Here is an 18627-nt window from a genome sequence, read left to right on the forward strand (position 1 = left end):
CACTGCAACAAGATAGGTGTGTCCCACCTCTCAAAGCATATAAAACCTTTCAGTCCCATTTGGTGTTCACTAAATATCTAAAAACAACAGGTCGCTAAAAAACAGCGGTCTGTACTTTTATATCTTATAGTGAGAAGAAATGATGAATAAATTATTGTGTGTATCAGGCTGGTTTGATGGCAGGATATATGTTGTGTCATCGGGAATATGAAGAGCTATTATGGATTTAATAATAAACTCCAAATAAACATCCTGATTCATCTGTATCTGTTAATAGCACAGGAACTATGGAGTCTGACACTTCCTCTCTCACGCTCTCAGGTAAAGCGTCAGAATTCAAAGTAACTATATATTGGAAACCATCCTCAATAGATTTATCTTTACCAAACCTCAACGCTTCAGCTATTTGTCTTTCATCCACCGGATCAAAAAGAGTACTATCATGTATTAAAATATCCATTTTTCTTCCTAAATACTTTGACATTTGAATTAACATCATATCAAAACAATAAATTAACATACTATTAATCCCGGTACTATTTTGATTTCTGGATACCATCTCAATATCGTATCGACCATTTGTTGTTTGTCCTATATGTAATTGAGCTATAGAGTTATATAAAGAACTAGAAACCTCTTCGACTAATAAAATCGCATGGCGTTTAGTGTTAAAATGCTCTTCTAAAGATTGATTAATCTCAATAATTAGCCTTTGTTCTTCTATTTTCAGCTTTGCTGCTTCCTCACGCATATTATTCATGAAATTTTGTTGTTTTTGGTACATATCTAGTTTATTTACAAGTTCATTCATTTCTGATTGTAATAGCGAATATTGTTCAAGAGCTCCGTGTGTATTTAAAATCATCATCTTTTTAGATTGCTCCAAAGAAAGCTCATGGATTAATTTATCTCTACTTTTTACAGCTTCTTCATAATGCTCTAATTCTTCATGCAAATATTTTTTCCTATTTGAAACTAATTGCTTATGAAATATTTTAGCTTCATCAAATTTCTTTATTAGAATATCAGGCATTTGAATTTTAACTTCATCGTATAATTCTGTTATATTTAAATCTGTAATATTTTTTTCACTTTCTGACGCATTAATTAATTCAGTTATAATCTGTCTGTCAACAAAATTTTGATTACTTAGCTCTGCTATTTTTTTAGCATAACTATTAGCATCAATTTCGATTTCTTTGTACTGAGGGTGGATCTGGAAATTTTCAAGATCCTTCTTGCACTTTGATATTCTAACAGTCAGAATTGTAATTTCAGTATCTAAATTTATCCCATCATTCATAATCTTATTATAAGAATCTGTTTTAATAGCTTTTTTTAGATCAATCATTTCTTTTTTCTTTTCCTCAAGTTGCTTATAACTGATTGCTAAGCTTGTGTCTAATCCAAGTAAATATGACAGTGCAATTTGAGTGAGATGCACATTCTGTGATTTGAAATATTTTGTCGCTTCTAAAAATCCACCGTCTCTAGTTAACCTAGAAAAGTATGGAAATAATGATCGGAATTTTAAATGAGCTTCCAATATTGCATCTCTATGATTTAAATTAAATAAATATTCGCCTAAAAATTCATTCCATTCAGTAATTTTCAGTTTAATATTCACATCGCCGAATTTCTTTTCAAAAAAGCTTCCCTTCTCACACTGTATATACAAAAAATTCGATTCAGATCCACGTCGTTTCACTATATATAGCTTATCTTTTAAGTCTATATCCATAATGAAAAATTCATCTTTAAATTGATCCATTTTAAAGATACTATTCTTTGTACAACTACTACCATATAAAAAATGAATAATCTCAATAAACGTAGTTTTCCCCAGCCCGTTTCGAGTGTCTTTTACAGTTGACCTTTGAGTTATATCAGCTAATAAAATATTTAGTCCTTCATGAAGCTCTATTGTATTAAACGTGCTTAATGTGCTATATATCTTCCTAATCATTTCTTGCCCTCCACATTAAATCATCCTCATATTCAATTGCACCAATAATGTATAAAAAGTCTATTGCTAAAATGAAAGTATCAAACTGAATTCTGATCTTTCCATTTGTGTCAGATTCCTGAATTTGAATATATGATTTCCATGCTGTACTAATCGTACGAGGAGAATTTAATATGGAAAGTATTCTAGCCCCAATTTTTATAATTGATTTATCTTCATGCAAATTTTTAGTGGGTGTCAACACGATCCCAACCCCCTCCTTATTAACCAACTGAATGTCACTCTTATATCTGCTTTTTTTCATTATAACTTGTTCTAGCTCTATGTAACATTCATTGTACATTTATGCACTCACGCTTTCAAAAATTGTACATTGCTCAAAAAAATAAGCAAGAACAGTATGAACAGCTGCCATATATACCTGATTATCTTTCTTATTTGGATCTGTTATAAATTTAGCCAATTCACTATATATCTCGTCAGGATCTAATTTTGTATTATCTCTTAGATCCTCATAATGCCTACGTAGAGTATCCGCAATTTGATCTCCTAAATTCAATTCTGTTTGAAGGTCTAGATATTGTCGTACTAAAGGAGCACGTATTAATCCTGCCTTTATTAGTCCAATTATTGGATCACTTAGGCCATTAATTAAAAGTTTATTTTCTGGTACAGGTTCCAAATCCTCTTTCCTTGGATTAGATCTTTTAGAGATCGATTTTATTACAGGTTGTATGTCTTCAAATTTTAATGTAGCATAGTTAATTTTTGAAGGTACTGGACCTAAAATATCTCTAATATAAGCTTCTTCTAGTGAAAAAATAATATCTCTTAATGTACTTGGACCCCAAAACGTAAATTTAATGGCAGTATATTTAGTACCTAGCTTCAACAACTCTTTATTAATCTTTGGAGGTAAAGAATCTTGATTATGTACAAAAGACCATTTATCAAAAAACTCTTCCCAATAATCTATTGCACCAGAAAAATCACTATTTATCTTCTTTATCATCCTAGGTTGGTTAAGACTATGAGGACCATTGACAGCAAATAAGTGACGTTCGCTAATTAAATAGCCATCGTTTTTCTTGTCACCCTCTTGTCCCCATGGACGACATGGCATAAAATCATCTTTGTATTTTGTCTGCATTACCTTAGAAAAAAATTTTTCAAACTCAGTTTCGGTCTTTTCTCGAATAATCTCTTTATACTTAACATCATAAAAATACATAGATAAATCATCCATAATTTCAATCCTTTCTGACTTTATTAATCAAAAAATCGCCCTGTAAGCCTAAGCCAACAGGGCGATTTTGCCGATTCTTTCGGACTACACGCCGGTGCTTCCAATCAGTGTAGTTTCACATTAGCATGATTGTAACAATCTGTAAATCGATAATTCAAAGTCATAAAACGACCACTAGCAATCCTAAAGTAAGAAACGGTGCCAGGGGTACGGAACGCTGGACCTCCAAAGACAGCAGCTTTCTTCCTCCATGGTACAGAAACACAAAATGCATCTCAACAACAGATCTAGCCCCACTTGTTCCAGGCCGATGTCTAATCCAAGCAACGCAACCAACTTTACATCACCGGACCCCAGAGATCAGGGGCAGATCATGAAGATCAGAAAATACACTATTTTTGGGACAAGTCCCCATAATATTCCGGACTACGTTTGGGGTTGGGATTTATCTTAGTTTGTCCGGGATACGCCTTATACATCATTTCAGCAAGAATTCTCAGATTTATGGACGTTAGGCTTGATGATAATTAGATGAGACGTACTGCTCATACATCACATGTGTAATCTCGCTTGTTTATTCCAGTTAACTCTTTTTTGATCAACCTCTTTACAAAAATCAGGGTCAACTCTTCTAATTGTGTTACGACACACTTCAAATTGATCAAACAAATCTTTTGATTGTATAATTTCTCCTTCATGTCTAGTAAAATAATTGTTAGCACTCTCTTGAAGCCTAGTGATTAGATTCTGCCCATATTTCAACTGCTGTTGCTGTCTATATGTATTTATGATACTTGTGCAACCTTTGTTTCGAATGGTTGTTGCACTATACCCGACTAACTTAGCAACAACCTCAACCTTTATTTCTTGATCCTTTATAATTAATCGGTCGCAAATATCCCTAATATTTACATATAACGCCTTATCATACATAAATTTTGGATATAAAGATGTTTTTTTTGAAACTAGAATTTTGATTACTTTAGGGTGGTATCTATGAAGTAAATAGTGCTAATCATTGTACCAGTAGTTCAAGCGTTGAATATCATAAATATTTATACCTGCTTGTATGCTTTCAATTACTTTTAACAGCAATGTATCATCTACATCTTTTTCGGAGTATCTATAATTCCCCTTCACTATACCTCTTGAGGAAAAATAAGCAATAATTCTCAGAATCCTATTTCGCTTTAATCCAAATATTTTTTCTTTTTCTGGCCAAGTTAAATTATCCATATTTCTATTTGAAAGAATCTCAAAAGCCCTTATAAAATAAGTTCTCTCTATTAATTCTTTGCTTGAATTCAAGCCATATTCACAACCGCAATCAGGACAAAGAAAATATTGTTTTAGAGTTTGACCATGATGTTGAATATTTTTTGATGCGGTGGCAAACAACCTTCCTTTTAATTCATAGTATTTACACCAAGGAGCTTTACACGTTAAACTATGTTTCTCTTTAACATCATGGTTTAAAAGAGCTGACTTAAATTCATCTGGAGTCTCCATTGTTAAAAAATTTTCTACATTTATATCTCGGGCCTTTAAAATGCTGAGAATGGTCCTTATATGGATTGTATTCTTTTTAGTTGTTCCTCTAGCACACTGTAAAAAATGCACCAAGGTTGTTTCTTTTAAATTACCGCTAATCGCTTTCCTATTAAAGTCGCTTTTACAACCATTAAGTACATACAAGAGCTTTAATGCTAGTTCGCTAGAATCAAAAAGAATCCCTGAAGAATCATTCAAAAGCAAATCAAAGGCTGTTCTATACCATCGATGTTCCAATATAAGTTGGTTTGTAATAACTTCTATAACCTCACTACGCTGCTCACTTAATTCTTTTAAACAATGTGGGCAAATTCCTACTTCTTTTATATCTTTATATTTAATCTTACTTTTACAATAGTGACAATGCTCTAATAGAATTCTATGATGCTTTTCGCAAATCACGATGGGTTCTAATTTCCATAAAAGCCGAATAATACGTTTTTCTTTAAGACAATCCGGGCAATAATGAAATTCATTTCGAAGATACCCCTTTAGAAACATACTATTATAATCCTTACTGTTACCCTTGAATTTTAGAATTATATTAAAACAAGTAGATGATTTCAGTTTTTCTATTAAAGTGCTACTAACAAAACTTAGTCTTCTTAAATCAATCATACTTCCAGGAATAATATCTAATTTATGATAATCACCCGAATGAAGTCTATACTTGCCAACTTTTAACCAGTTAATAACATCGCAAAGAGCTATTCCATTAGCACATGCACAACGTAACAAGAAGCCAAATAGTGACTCCTCTTTTTGTAACATTGGTCTTACTGTAAATCTAACTCTATCATCCATTGAACCCACTCCAAGAGTTTTTAACTATTATTCCCTTGAAATGAGTGTCCTAGACGCACAAACCCTAACGTTAAAAAATTCTCTGTATTAAATGACTTATCTTCCTGTCTCTAATGTTCTAATTGTTTCTTTTACATGTTGTAACACAGGACGATATTTAGTATAGAACTTGTCATAAATCTTTAACTTAATTCCAATTTGACGTACTGAAGGTATCTTATTTTCACTTTCATATTCCGCTAGTATCATTTCATCTGCTATAGTCATAAAACCTTTCATTTTATAAATTCTCATCTTCTCTTTACTCAAAGCAGACTGCTCGGTAATATAATTCGCCAAAGCAGGCATGGATTTCTTAATATCATTTGAGCTTTTCCCGATGTAATTATAAACACTGATAATCTTACTTGATCCATCGTTTTAACATATTCCTGTACCTTATCAAAAAGTTCTGACTCAGTAGCTTGCTTTTGCATTTGTCTTTTTATTTCTTGGACTTTTTTAGAAAAACCATATTTTTGAAAATTAATAAATTCTATATCAAGGGAAGCCGCAATTTCTTTTGTAGTAAGTTCTTCTTCTAAATAAAGAATATCATTTAATGTCTTTTCTATATGGGGTTGGACTTTTAATACTTTTTGCTTATTAATAAATTTATTCTTTTGAGTATACTCAATCCAACGGTATTGTTGGACTACAGGATTATAAAAATGATAAAAAAACTCTATTCCATGCCATCCATACCATTTTTGTGCCTTATAAGTTATTGTCGTAGCTTCTGAATACAACTCTTTGAAACATTCGATTATGTCTAAATCTGATTGCGAATACTTCATATATATTTCTCTCTTATTATCAGGTAATAAATTATACCTCAAAGCATATCCGAGAGCCTGATATAGTTTTCTATATGTAATATCTAATGATATTCGTATTTCTTTCTCACTCTTATCAAACCACAACATGAGAACCACGTTATTTATCAAATCTATATTAGTATCTATTTCTAACCATTGTTTGGTATTCATATTTAATCCATATCTAATTCCACAATTGACACAAATACTAGTGTTCGAAAATTTTTGGTTTTTGAAACTTGAAAAGTGAGTATATGGAATCTCTTTTAATGCGTCCGATTTCTCAAACGTAATGCACCAAGGTGATAGACATTTACGAATCACGCTTTCTTGGACTTTTAATGATTTTATTGAGTTGACATAACTGGCTGGCACTTTCATTTCCACAAAATCTATCATTCTTATTTTCGCTTTATTTAAAATTTTCATTAATTGAGGGAAGGTTACTTTCTGGGGGGATGTTTGATCATTAATAAAACGAAGAATAGAATGTAAAAAGTCGTGTCGTAGAAGTCTTGAAACAAGATTATAGCGATATTGGGTGGGCGATTCCTCTAGTTGTAGTTGTAGAATATAAATTAGAGTGATGCATATCGTTTTCTGCAAGTCTAATCCATCTACTAATCCAGGAAATAATCGTTTTTTTGAATCCAATATATATTTCCATTCATCATACCTTTGATGCATATATTCTTCATTGGCTTCATGAAATTGCTGATTTTCACTAAACAAATAATTTTCACAATGATAACAACGATATGCGCCCAAGTTATTATGTATATATGATTGATCGTGATTACAAATCGGGCAGCTGGTTCTCAACTTAACATTATGTTTAAAGCAAACATCGATATCTCTTACTTGCCACAACATTTGAAAACCAAGGTTTTCCTCAAGACAATGGGTACAAAATTTCCGCTTATTCGATTCTAATAATACTGGCATCAAGGTCAGAAAACTTTCATCAAAGTAAAGACCATAATGATTAAATTTTAATCTTAATGAATCATAAGTCATTTCAAATAAACTTTTCTCTGTTTGCCCAATCAACATAGCTAATCTTTTCATGTCGTGTTTTTGCTGAGGCATAATATCAATTCGAATGGATCGTCTATAGAAAACGTCCATAGATCTTATAGGCTGTACATGTCTTAACAAATCCAAATATAGCACCATATTTGCTCGGCAAGCTCGCATTAGGTAACTACTTAAGGATTCCCCATCTTTGATTTCGGGACGAATTGTAAGACGACTCAATTGTATCATCTCCTTGTAATATGGCCTTTTTATTCCGCATTTTCCGGTCTGATTAAATGGTCGCTTTCACGAAACAGATTAAACTTAGCTTGTTTCAATATATCTACTGTTAATCGAATATTCGAATAATCAACATACTTCTGATCAAATACATTAAGCAATCTGAATGCTTCCTTAATAATCAAATGTAAATATCCAATGCGACCTTGGCAATAGAAATGCAATAAACGAGGAAGACCTGTCGCTTCATCATATAATCCTATGGGAACCGGCGGTTGAATGGCCTCTTCAATTTTTTTAGTAACTCACAGAATTTCTCGTTACAATTATCAAAACGATTAATATGGTCTCTTCCAAATCGTCGGACATATTCGTCCTCCATGATGTGAAGTTTTTCAATTTGAGGGGTTCCTAAACAAACGATACTCACCTGGTGCTCATTTGTTAAATCTTTAAGCATCTCCATTGCTGTTTGGTTATCAAAATTCTTCGTACGCATAATGAAGTTCATCTCGTCAAAAATGATCATTTGAACTTTTTGTTTTTTCAACAATAATAGTACTCGATCTTTTATCATATTAATCCGAGCATCTCGGCGGAAGTTTTCAGTTCCGAGTGCTTTAAGAATCTTTTTATAGAAATCAAGCTGTGTAAATGGATATGGAAGTTTTACATAAAGAACAGGAATGATGTCGATCTCCTCATCATCAACTTTTTTGGTGTATCGAGAAACACTTTTGGCATACCTTTTTCCAATCTGTGGTTTTCCAACGCCTGATAATCCCGTAATAAACAGGTGCCTCGGATCCTTTTCTTCATCATCCTCGTCATCAAACTCATCACGTTCAATATACACTCTCATTGAATCAAGCCGATTCCAAATACGCTTTACTTCGTCATGTTCAATAAATAGTTTATTTATACGACGAGCTAAAACTTTTACTTCTTCACTGCTCATTTTGGTATCCACCTCCACTAGATTGTTCCGCCTTTTTCGCAATCAAATATAACTCTTCTTCGATATTCTGAGCCTTCTTAGCTTGTTGGGTTTGAACTGTTTGATGAGCTTGATATGCGGTAGAGACAACTACCTTTACCCCCTCCATTCTTGCGACAGTTTGTCTTACCTTTTTTTTTCTCTCATCCCTTCACTAATAAATTGAGCCAACCTCTCCCAAGCCCTATGCATATGAGCTTTACCTGGTAGAAGCTTTAATTTGCCTTCCCCTTCATTTCGTAAAAACTGCAGTAATTTTTTGTAAGTATATTGATTTACCCCAACTACAGTTTCGTAAGGAGGGGTTTCACAATAAAGCTCTATGAACTCTTTAGTTTTCGGATGCAGTAAGTATATTTTCGAAATGTCATCAATGTCGTATTTCACTGTATACTTTGTTTTTCTAGTTCCAACAAGGTCATTACACTTATCAGATTTATAGATTTTGTTATCCCAGCGTACCCCATCCCGCGTATATGGTTTTTGGTCCGTTAATAAAAAATCAATTTTATATTTTTCTTCGTCACTTTTATCAATCCACTCAGGATAGCCCACTTCACTAACACTTTCTCTAAATTTCGCCATTGGTGACATGTTATTACCTAGGCCTTTATGTGGACGCAAAGGATAAATATCAACAAAATAATGGACAAGAATTTTACGAAGTTGACTTAAAGTTAAAAATGCATCCTTTTCAGGATTTAGGTCCCCTCTATCTACAATATTGCTTTTCGTTGTACCCATGATGTTGTGTATCAGTTCACTGTTAAGCGTGCCAAACAATCTTTCAATAACTGCCCCGTAATGAGGTATTTTAACCGGCCTATGCATAATCTCAGATTGAAGAGTTTCATTCACTAATCGTTTGATCTCGTTACTTTTAAAATCCATTCCGTTATCAACATAAATGATATTCGGAATACCAAAAAACTCCCATTCCAACTCTGTTCCATATTCATGTTTTGTGTTTTTAGCAAAAACCCCATGTTGAATGGCTTTTCTGACCACATTAATTGACGGATCTTCATGAGATAAATAAAGACACCATGGGCCACGTGAATATACATCGATTCCCAATGTTATCCATGGTCGGTCAATTACAAGACCAGTTGCGTCATCAATGACCTGCATATCTAGTCGAGTATGATCAATCTGTATCATATCCAAACGACATGTGGCCTCTCTGTCTGCGTAACCACGAGCTACTTCGTCATATACTGCTCTGGCTCTCTTCATATTTCGAAGTCGCTCAACAGCCCGTTTTTCAATACGGTCTATAATGTCAGAAATAGTACTATATTTTATATCAGGCTCATTCACTCTTGCACATCGTCGTTCTACAAGTCTGTGAATGGTCGCTTTTGAAACTCGATACTTATTTAAATAATCTTTTTCAATGGTTTCTTTCAGAATCTCGATTTGCTTTACTGTTAGTCGAACAAAGATAGTATCGAGAATGATCTCCGGATGTTCAGGATGACAGATCGTTACCATTTTGTTATCTTTTCTACCGGTATAACCCTTTCCTTTATTCGAAATGAGTCCTGCTAAACCTCGTGATTCTCTTTCTGATTCTGCACGTCGATAATCCGATAAGTAGCGCATAATGCTTGCTCTTGATCCGCCACGTTTTTCTAAGATTCTATTAATTAATTCTTCCTGTTTCAGTACAATAATTTCTTCATTCTCAAGTAAAATATCCTTACATTTGTCGCGAAATTGCGCTATCGCTTGAACATTTCCGGCTTTAATCTTCTCTAGAATAAGAAGTGGTTGTATTAATTCAAACCGCTTACTTACTTCACTTCTTTTGTTGTCATCCAGCTTCGCAATTATATTTCCGTATGTTATTTTTTCTTCTTTCCTCTCAAATTTCATAGTGGATTCAGGTACGAAGGTAGGATGATTCACAAGATCAGTATAAGCTATTTGAAGATCTTCCCCATCTGGCCTTCTTAACCAAAGATTTGGTGGATCTACCCTTACGACCTTGTATATTTTTCCATATAGGCAGCATTCCGAATATAGTCTTAGTTGGTTAAACGCCATACAATGCTCCTCCAGGTATACTGGTAAAAGGAGTATTAGTTTGAGAATTAAATGTGATTTTGCTTTGGGAAGTAATTCTCTCGTTTACATCAGCCATAAATGTTCCTTTGGCAATGAGGTGATATATCAAAGGTTTAATTAAAAGAGGATCACTAATATCAGTGAATGTGGAGGCAAGATATTCTATGGAGCACGATTCAATACAACGCAGTCTATAAGTTACTGATTCATACCAACTCGGGTAGTATTTTCTTTCCTTCAAAAAGCCTTTAAGCAGCTTGAGGTTGTATGATACAGCTTGAGGTAGTTGTTTTGGATATATAACTTGGTATTCCCAACCCTTTTCCAATACGTATGCTCTGCAATACCTATTGCACAGTTCTACATGCTCATCTAGTGTTGCCTCCGGTTCGAGTTTCACTTGATAAAGCAACGGATTTAACCTCTGCTTGAAAACTAGGACATCCGGGACATGAACCCATTCTTCTTTCCCATCGTAAACAGGCACTTCTATTGGCTGAACATAATAACGTATTACTTTGGTATCTAATTCGAGGTAGTAGTAAAAAAGCCGTTCAGATAAAGATTCATATTCAACTGTTCTTCCGTTCTTTACGCTAAAAAAACTCCCTATGATATGGGGGTGAAAGTGACTTCTCCGATTATTCACTTTGCGTTTAGGACTGTACAACATGTCTTCATTGTTCCATACATGATTTTCCCATTCCACAAGCACACCTCATTTCAGAAAGTATCAATTATAAGCGTAATATCCAATTTATATTTCTACTATATCTATTACCCACTAATTCCAGTGTTATACCCACAACAAAATAAAAAAAACAGTAGCAGCAAGGTTTTGCTACTACTGTTTTTTTTATTAGTCTCAAACATATCACCAAAAAAGTCTCAGTTATCGATCCAATTAGTCTCAAGTATAGCCGTTACTCACAAACTACGTTACAAACGGTGACAATTTATCCCCGCTGTCTCATTCCCTCAAACAGCAAAATCGTCGCCGCCATTGCGGCGTTCAGCGATTCCGCGCGGCCTGCCATCGGGATGATGATACTCTTGTCCACGAGTCGCGCCGTTTCCGGCGAGATGCCTTTTCCTTCGCTGCCAATCAGCAGCCACTGGCTGCCCTGGAAATCGTGCTCATAGCACGATTCTTCGCCCTGCAGCGAAGTGCTCACCAGCAGCGCCCCATTTTCCCGGGCCTGTGGCAAAATCTCACTTAACTCTCCCTCCACCACCGGAAGATGGAACATCGAGCCCATCGTGGAACGGATGGTCTTCGGATTATAGAGGTCAGCACAGCCTTGTCCGAGGATCACTCCGTCTGCTCCCGCTGCATCCGCACTGCGGATGATGGTGCCGACATTGCCCGGATCCTGCACGCCGTCCAGCACAACCACAAGGCTATCCTTCTTCGCTAGGATAGCTTCTACAGCCTGCTGTTCCTTCCGCACGATGGCGAACACCGGCTGCGGCGTATTGGTGCTGCTGCATTTTGAGATGATCGCCGCCGAAACGCCAATCACTTCCATTCCCTGAACGGCCTGAAGCAGCCCCTTAAGTTCAGCAGGCATTCCTTTGTCGAGGTCATAAGCAAGGCATTCCACATCTGCTTCAGCCAGCAGTGCTTCCTGAACCAGATGAACGCCCTCTACGATATATTTACGAGCCTTGTCACGATGCTTTTTCTCCTGTAACCCGGCCCACTCTTTAACCCGCGTATTTTGCGGAGACATGATTTCCATAAAGTCTTCCTTTCTTCTGCCTTGCCATTTATTCTTTGTTCCTACTGATACGCCATCTCCAGCTTCGTCAAATTATCCTTATGCCCAACAATAACAAGGATATCGCCATCGATCAGGCGATCCTCTGCACGGGGAGAGATGTTCATTTCTTCACCTTGGCGGATGGCCATTACGTTGCAGCCAAATCTTGCGCGGATGTCGAGCTCCTGTAGATTTTTTCCGAGCATCGGTCCGGATACCTTCATATCCAGAATACTGTAGTCCGGCGACAGCTCAATATAATCCAATATATTAGGCGAAGCAAGATGATGCGCAACCCGCATTCCCATATCCCGTTCAGGATAAATCACCTTGTCCGCACCAATTTTGCTTAATACTTTGCCGTGCAGTTCACCTTTGGCTTTTGCCAGAATTGCAGGCACACCCAGGTCTTTTAGGATAAGTGTTGTCAGGATGCTAGCTTGAATGTCCTCGCCAATGGCTACAACCACCACATCAAAATTGCGAATACCAAGGGCACGCAGCGCCTCCTCATCCGTGGAATCTGCAGATACGGCATGAGTTACAATACTTGAAATTTCCTGTGTTCGCTGCTCGTCAGCATCAATCGCAAGTACATCAAACCCCATGCCGCTGAGCGCCTTAGCAACACTAGATCCGAAACGCCCCATACCGATGACGGCATATTGTTTTTTGGCCATGTCTATGTACCTCCCGTAGCATTCTATATCTCAAACAGTATAGCATAAGCCAAGAAGAAACGTCATTGCCGTCCTTACGGATGACAACCGTTTCTCGTAGAAATATAAGGATGATATATATGTGTCAAACTTATACTATCTTATATTTGGACAAAAACTTGAATTTCCAGCACCTTTGCAGGGCACATTATAACGAGGTCAATATCACTATATTTTCAAAAAAGGAGGTACATTATGCCCGTTACCATTGACTTGCGCCAGGCGATTATTCATAAAGTGCACGGTCAATCTGAAGAGGATTTACGTCATATGATTGAAGGCTCTGTGGATGGTCCGGAGGCAGCACTCCCGGGACTTGGCGCCGTGTTCGAAATGATCTGGAAGGATTTAGATCCCGCTAAGCAAGATAGGTTGGTTACCATGCTACATGATCACCTGGAGACTATTACCCCTGGGGATATCACATCGTAAACTGACCGCAACTAGTCAAAAACCTCCGCTCACCATGGTGTAACTTCACCTATGGAGGCGGAGGTTTTATTATTACATTCAGAAAGTTATAGCGTCCTAATTATAGTAATGCTTTTGGAGCCATTTCCAGGAATTTAGCTGTCGGGTTCTTATCCATCGCTGTCCGCATAGCATATTCGTTCTCGAACAACACGACAAAATTGCCCTTCTTATCCGTCACCAACGTTGAGTTGATTCTGAATTTGCTCGCATCCGGCTTAGTATCATCTACGATCCAACGTGCAAACTGGTATGGCATTCTCTGCAACTGAACATCCACACCATATTCACCCTTCATGCGGTACTCAAACACTTCAAACTGCAGTTGTCCAACTACACCGAGCAAAATATCGTCAAAGTTGACCGTGCGGAACACCTGAATCATGCCCTCTTCAGTCAGCTGATCGACACCCTTCTGGAACTGCTTCGATTTCAATGCATTTTTAATACTCACTTTAGCAAAAATCTCTGGTGAGAACGTTGGCAGCTCATCGAATTCCATATCTCCTGCTTGGCTCAAGGTATCACCAATTCTAAAAATACCTGGATCAAACAGACCGATGATATCTCCCGGATAAGCTTCCTCTACGATATCGCGGTCCTGCGCCAAAAATTGCTGTGGTTGCGCCAGCTTGATATCTTTACCGGCACGTACATGCTTCACGCTCATACCCCGTTCGAATTTCCCGGACACAATACGCAGGAAAGCAATCCGGTCACGGTGAGCCGGGTTCATGTTCGCTTGAATTTTGAACACATAACCAGTGAATTTCTCATTCGTTGGTTCTACTACCCCTATAGTACTGCGGCGTGGTTCAGGCTTCGGTGCCAGATCCAAGAAATTATCGAGGAAAGTCTGTACACCAAAATTGTTGATCGCACTGCCAAAGAACACAGGTGTGAGTTCACCACTTAATACTTTTTCATAGTCAAAAGCATCGCCTGCTACATCCAGCAGCTCCAGATCCTGACACAGTTGATCATGCAGATACTCTCCAGCCATTTCACGAATGATTGGATCACGGTATCCGTCAACCTTTTGAACCTTGATTACGGAGTGATCGTCACCTTGGAACAGCTCTACCTGATTTTTCATCCGGTCATATACGCCGCATAGCTCACGTCCACTACCGATCGGCCAGTTCATTGGCACAGAACGAATACCAAGAACCTGCTCCAGCTCTTCCATCAGATCAAACGGGCTACGTCCTTCACGGTCCAGCTTGTTAATAAAGGTGAAAATCGGAATGCCCCGTTTAGCACATACCTGAAACAGTTTGGTAGTTTGGGCTTCCACACCTTTTGCCACGTCAATAAGCATGACCGCACTATCCGCTGCAGTTAGGGTACGATAGGTGTCCTCACTGAAGTCTTGGTGACCCGGTGTATCCAAAATGTTCACGCGATGATTCAAATAATCAAACTGCATTACGGAAGACGTTACAGAAATCCCCCGCTGCTTCTCAATTTCCATCCAGTCACTCGTCGCATGTTTATTCGCTTTACGGGCCTTAACCGTTCCCGCCAGACGGATCGCGCCACCGAATAACAGCAGTTTCTCCGTTAAAGTTGTTTTACCCGCATCCGGGTGGGAAATGATCGCAAAGGTTCTGCGTCTATCCACTTCCTTTTGCAGCTTCTGATCTATTGCTTTGTTCATTACACATATCCCTTCATATATAAAATTCCTGCTTCTGCTTCAATTACACTGGGGTTCATCAAATCGGTGCTCTGCTCATTGTTCATACCCCTTCATTTCTGAATGAATAGCTCTTAGGTCTAGCTCCAGTCCGCTTCAAGTGAAAGCATCCTCTAAAGTATATCAAAATCCGGCAGACATTATCTACTAAAAAGCGCGTGCCGCAAAATATCTCCCGAATGGTCTGGATTATGATCCCCACATATCATTGCTCAAAAAAATAGATGTATTTCCTACACTTACTTGAAGTATTAGCATTTTCATTAGCCTTTAGTTGCATTTGATGCAATTAAAATTAAGTTGTGCACGCTTTTCCGCCTTATCCGGTGATTATAGTTGCAGAAAATACATCTAAAAGACTAATCACAACGAGATAAGCGATTTTAATTGTACAAAGTGCAGTTATTAGAAAAGTGCCCAGATCCCCCAAACACCGTCTGAGGTCCAATCTTTTAGATCTTAGCATTACAAAAAATCTCCCTGCATCCTCTGCAGGGAGATAGCATTAACTCAAGGTTTAGTTATTCTTCAGCCAAACCACATTATCTTCATCTTGGCCGTTTACAGGCCACCAATGGAAACCTTCTTTAGCAAGCAGTTCATCTGCTTCCACTGGACCCCAAGAGCCAGCAGGATAAGAAGATAAGTCGCTAGACTCTTCGCTCCATGCTTTTGCAATACGATCCACGAACGACCATGCCGAGGATACCTCATCCCAACGAGTGAAATAAGTTGAATCTCCGCGTGCCGCATCATGTAGCAAGCGCTCATACGCTTCCGGAGAATTGATTCCAACCAGGCAGCTCTGACAGAAGTCCATAGCCAGCGGTTGAATCTCAGACTCGGAACCCGGTTTCTTGGCATTAATCTTTACGTAAATGCCTTCCATTGGGTTCACACGGATTACAAGGAGGTTAGGCTCAAGTTTATGCTTTTGTCCCAAATAAACGTTGGTTGGCATACCTTTGAACTCAACTACCACTTCCGTCGTCTTCACCGGGAGACGTTTACCTGTACGGATGTAGAAAGGAACTCCAGCCCAGCGGAAGTTATCTACAAATACACGGGCAGCAAAATACGTCTCTGTATTCGACTCAGGATCAACCTTATCTTCCTGACGGTAAGCAGGAAGGGTTTTTTGGTGTAGTCCTTGAATATATTGTGCTCTTACGACATTCTCACGAACCTCATCAGATGTCGCATAAGGACGAAGGGAACGAAGTACCTTCACTTTCTCATCACGAATATCTTCTGCGAGCAGACGGCTTGGTGGTTCCATTGCAATCATAGTCAGCAGTTGCAGTATATGATTCTGGCCCATGTCCCGTAAGGCTCCCGCATGGTCATAGTAACCACCGCGTTCTTCTACACCTACGGTTTCGCCAAGTGTAATTTGAATATTGGCAATATGTTTATTATTCCAGAGCGGTTCGAAAAAAGCATTAGCAAAACGAATCACTTCGATATTCTGTACCATTTCTTTACCAAGATAGTGGTCAATCCGGTAAATTTCCTCTTCTTTGAAGACCTGACGAATCTGTTCGTTCAGCTGTTCAGCCGACTCCAGATTATAGCCAAAAGGCTTCTCAATTACGAGGCGATTCCAACCCGTACTATCCAGCATCCCACCAGCTTTAAGGTTGAAGGAGACACTGCCGAATAATTCAGGCGCCAGCGCAAGATAGAACATCCGATTGCCCGGAATACTGAATTTCTCTTCAAGAACTTCAGTTTGTGCTCTTAGCTCGCGGAAACCATCAATATTGTTTATGTCCAGAGATTTGTATTCGAAATGCTGTACAAATTCATTCCATTCGCTCTCTTCTCCCGCTTTGTAACGGCAGAATTCAAGGATGGATTCCTTCACATCACTTCTAAATTCTTCCTGAGTACGCGGGCGCCGCGCCACGCCAATTACCGCAAAATCTTGTGCCAGCTTACCTTCACGGTACAAGCTGTAAATCGCCGGGAAAAGCTTACGCCGGGCTAAGTCTCCGGTTGCCCCAAAGATAAAAAAGACAGCACCGGGTGTGTGCAGTGCATCAAGGGTTTGATTTTCAGCCATGGCTCCTCATCTTTCTGTATGTAATATAGTTTATTGACATGCTCAGCGTCGATACTAACATAAGGTGAATAACGACGTTATGTCATTTTAGCATATTCCTAAAAAGGATGCTATCACATTCCTGACAAATACTCTCGGGATTTCGCAAATTTCAATTAATATTTCTTATTATTAACTATATCTGCGCTTATATAAGAGAAAAATGTCAATATTCGATGGTTATTAAAGGAAAGCCTATAGTTACGCGGTTTGTCCCCTTCTGATCTTCATGATGCACTGCGATTTGGGCAGAAACTGACTGATTTCCACTCATCACAGAGCGATTCAAATTAGGAATCGAGTACGTACGGCTAACCGTTGAGATATCCTTGTAGCTTTCTCCTCCGGTCACAGCTTCAAACCGGTCATGCATCAATGACTCCGTCTGTGCTAGAACTATTTCAGGTGCTCCCTGTTCTTGCGCGCTTCCTTGAAGGGATACATTCCATTCGGCCTTAATTTTATTCTGTTCAAGAATCATACTTACTTCACGAGCAGCCGCTTGAAAGCCAGCTTCATTTTGCAGATCAGCCGTATCTAACGTTACAATCACATAACTGTTTCCTGCACTAAGCTCACTCCAAAATAAGGAGAGCCGCGATTCATATGGTTTTGCAGCTTCTGTACGATAAGTCATATGTCCATCTTCCTCAGTACCTGACGGTACATTCAATCCGAGACTTGTGCTTAGCTTAGTAACTTCGGCAGACAGGTCTGCGTAATTGCTGCTTTCTCCCTGCCACTTTAACACTAAACGCAGCGGTGAACCAGAAACGGTTGTTTCTTTTCCGAGATCTATTAAACTCACAAGAGCATGATTCAGTTCGGCTCCTGTTGAAGCTTGATTAACGCCCTCATCAAGAACGGTTGAATTCGCTTTAACACTTTGCAGATTAACTAGCAGAGCCGCAGCACAGCACACGATTATCATTATAAAAAAAGTCCCTTTTTTTGTTCCGTTGTTCAGCTTCATCTTCCGCATATGTCATTCTCCCTTCGAACCTCTCTAGCAATCTACTAGACAGTATGTTCGAATTAGGAGATTCTATACCTGAAATATTCCCACAAAGAGAGGGATTTGCTTCAATGCGTACTCAGATACTTTGCGGAGGCCCCAAAACTA

The 18627-nt window shown here is 38.1% G+C and carries 17 protein-coding genes; 1 reads left to right on the forward strand and 16 read right to left on the reverse strand.

Annotation, left to right across the window (positions count from 1 at the left end; translation table 11 throughout):
* Positions 1 to 226 precede the first annotated feature (226 nt).
* From NSQ66_RS25940 to NSQ66_RS26000, 13 genes are all read right to left on the reverse strand, one after another.
* The gene (locus NSQ66_RS25940) at positions 227 to 1966 is read right to left on the reverse strand and encodes a DUF2326 domain-containing protein (protein WP_036685493.1); all 1740 of its coding nucleotides are present in this window, start codon (positions 1964 to 1966) and stop codon (positions 227 to 229) included.
* Entirely contained in the window at positions 1959 to 2210 is a 252-nt protein-coding gene (locus NSQ66_RS25945; RefSeq protein WP_141118549.1) for an ABC-three component system middle component 6, read from the reverse strand. Before NSQ66_RS25945 ends, NSQ66_RS25940 begins: the two co-directional genes overlap by 8 nt.
* A 99-nt stretch (positions 2211 to 2309) precedes the next feature.
* The gene (locus tag NSQ66_RS25950) at positions 2310 to 3212 is read right to left on the reverse strand and encodes an ABC-three component system protein (protein ID WP_141118550.1); all 903 of its coding nucleotides are present in this window, start codon (positions 3210 to 3212) and stop codon (positions 2310 to 2312) included.
* Between the two features lie 552 nt (positions 3213 to 3764).
* Positions 3765 to 4145: a hypothetical protein gene (locus tag NSQ66_RS25955; protein ID WP_036685500.1), complete on the reverse strand. Its 381-nt coding sequence runs from the start codon at positions 4143 to 4145 to the stop codon at positions 3765 to 3767.
* A 78-nt stretch (positions 4146 to 4223) separates the two neighbouring features.
* Positions 4224 to 5567 (reverse strand): TniQ family protein, encoded by a 1344-nt coding sequence (locus NSQ66_RS25960; protein ID WP_036685502.1) that lies wholly within the window; start codon positions 5565 to 5567, stop codon positions 4224 to 4226.
* 96 nt (positions 5568 to 5663) lie between these two features.
* On the reverse strand, positions 5664 to 5876 hold the full coding sequence (locus NSQ66_RS25965) for a hypothetical protein (protein ID WP_076141813.1): 213 nt from the start codon (positions 5874 to 5876) through the stop codon (positions 5664 to 5666).
* The gene (locus NSQ66_RS25970) at positions 5873 to 7681 is read right to left on the reverse strand and encodes a TniQ family protein (RefSeq protein WP_036685506.1); all 1809 of its coding nucleotides are present in this window, start codon (positions 7679 to 7681) and stop codon (positions 5873 to 5875) included. The genes NSQ66_RS25965 and NSQ66_RS25970 overlap by 4 nt, the downstream gene beginning before the upstream one ends.
* A gap of 29 nt (positions 7682 to 7710) precedes the next feature.
* Positions 7711 to 7842 carry a hypothetical protein gene (locus tag NSQ66_RS25975; protein ID WP_256715882.1) on the reverse strand — a complete coding sequence of 44 codons (132 nt, stop codon included), beginning with the start codon at positions 7840 to 7842 and terminating at the stop codon, positions 7711 to 7713.
* 98 nt (positions 7843 to 7940) lie between these two features.
* A complete protein-coding gene (locus NSQ66_RS25980; RefSeq protein WP_036685508.1) occupies positions 7941 to 8639 on the reverse strand; it encodes a TniB family NTP-binding protein in 699 nt (232 codons plus the stop codon).
* A gap of 165 nt (positions 8640 to 8804) precedes the next feature.
* On the reverse strand, positions 8805 to 10727 hold the full coding sequence (locus NSQ66_RS25985) for a Mu transposase C-terminal domain-containing protein (RefSeq protein WP_036685509.1): 1923 nt from the start codon (positions 10725 to 10727) through the stop codon (positions 8805 to 8807).
* A complete protein-coding gene (locus NSQ66_RS25990) occupies positions 10717 to 11457 on the reverse strand; it encodes a hypothetical protein (RefSeq protein ID WP_036685511.1) in 741 nt (246 codons plus the stop codon). The genes NSQ66_RS25985 and NSQ66_RS25990 overlap by 11 nt, the downstream gene beginning before the upstream one ends.
* A 247-nt stretch (positions 11458 to 11704) precedes the next feature.
* Positions 11705 to 12490, reverse strand: a complete 786-nt coding sequence (locus tag NSQ66_RS25995; RefSeq protein WP_036685514.1) for an RNA methyltransferase — start codon at positions 12488 to 12490, stop codon at positions 11705 to 11707.
* A 41-nt stretch (positions 12491 to 12531) separates the two neighbouring features.
* Complete coding sequence (locus NSQ66_RS26000; protein ID WP_036685517.1) at positions 12532 to 13191, reverse strand: TrkA family potassium uptake protein; 660 nt, start codon at positions 13189 to 13191, stop codon at positions 12532 to 12534.
* 234 nt (positions 13192 to 13425) lie between these two features.
* Between NSQ66_RS26000 and NSQ66_RS26005 the strand changes: the two genes are divergently transcribed.
* Positions 13426 to 13662 carry a small acid-soluble spore protein SspI gene (locus NSQ66_RS26005; protein WP_076130310.1) on the forward strand — a complete coding sequence of 79 codons (237 nt, stop codon included), beginning with the start codon at positions 13426 to 13428 and terminating at the stop codon, positions 13660 to 13662.
* 100 nt (positions 13663 to 13762) lie between these two features.
* Here NSQ66_RS26005 and NSQ66_RS26010 read toward each other — a convergent pair whose 3' ends face one another.
* The 3 genes from NSQ66_RS26010 to NSQ66_RS26020 all read right to left on the reverse strand — a co-directional run bounded on the left by NSQ66_RS26010 (position 13763) and on the right by NSQ66_RS26020 (position 18486).
* Positions 13763 to 15361, reverse strand: a complete 1599-nt coding sequence (locus tag NSQ66_RS26010) for a peptide chain release factor 3 (RefSeq protein ID WP_076130309.1) — start codon at positions 15359 to 15361, stop codon at positions 13763 to 13765.
* 556 nt (positions 15362 to 15917) lie between these two features.
* Positions 15918 to 17465 (reverse strand): glucose-6-phosphate dehydrogenase, encoded by a 1548-nt coding sequence (gene zwf, locus NSQ66_RS26015; protein ID WP_076141814.1) that lies wholly within the window; start codon positions 17463 to 17465, stop codon positions 15918 to 15920.
* Between the two features lie 205 nt (positions 17466 to 17670).
* A complete protein-coding gene (locus NSQ66_RS26020) occupies positions 17671 to 18486 on the reverse strand; it encodes a YwmB family TATA-box binding protein (RefSeq protein ID WP_038573280.1) in 816 nt (271 codons plus the stop codon).
* Between the last annotated feature and the right edge of the window lie 141 nt (positions 18487 to 18627).

Source organism: Paenibacillus sp. FSL H3-0329 (genome assembly GCF_037963285.1).
GTDB lineage: Bacteria > Bacillota > Bacilli > Paenibacillales > Paenibacillaceae > Paenibacillus_AQ > Paenibacillus_AQ odorifer.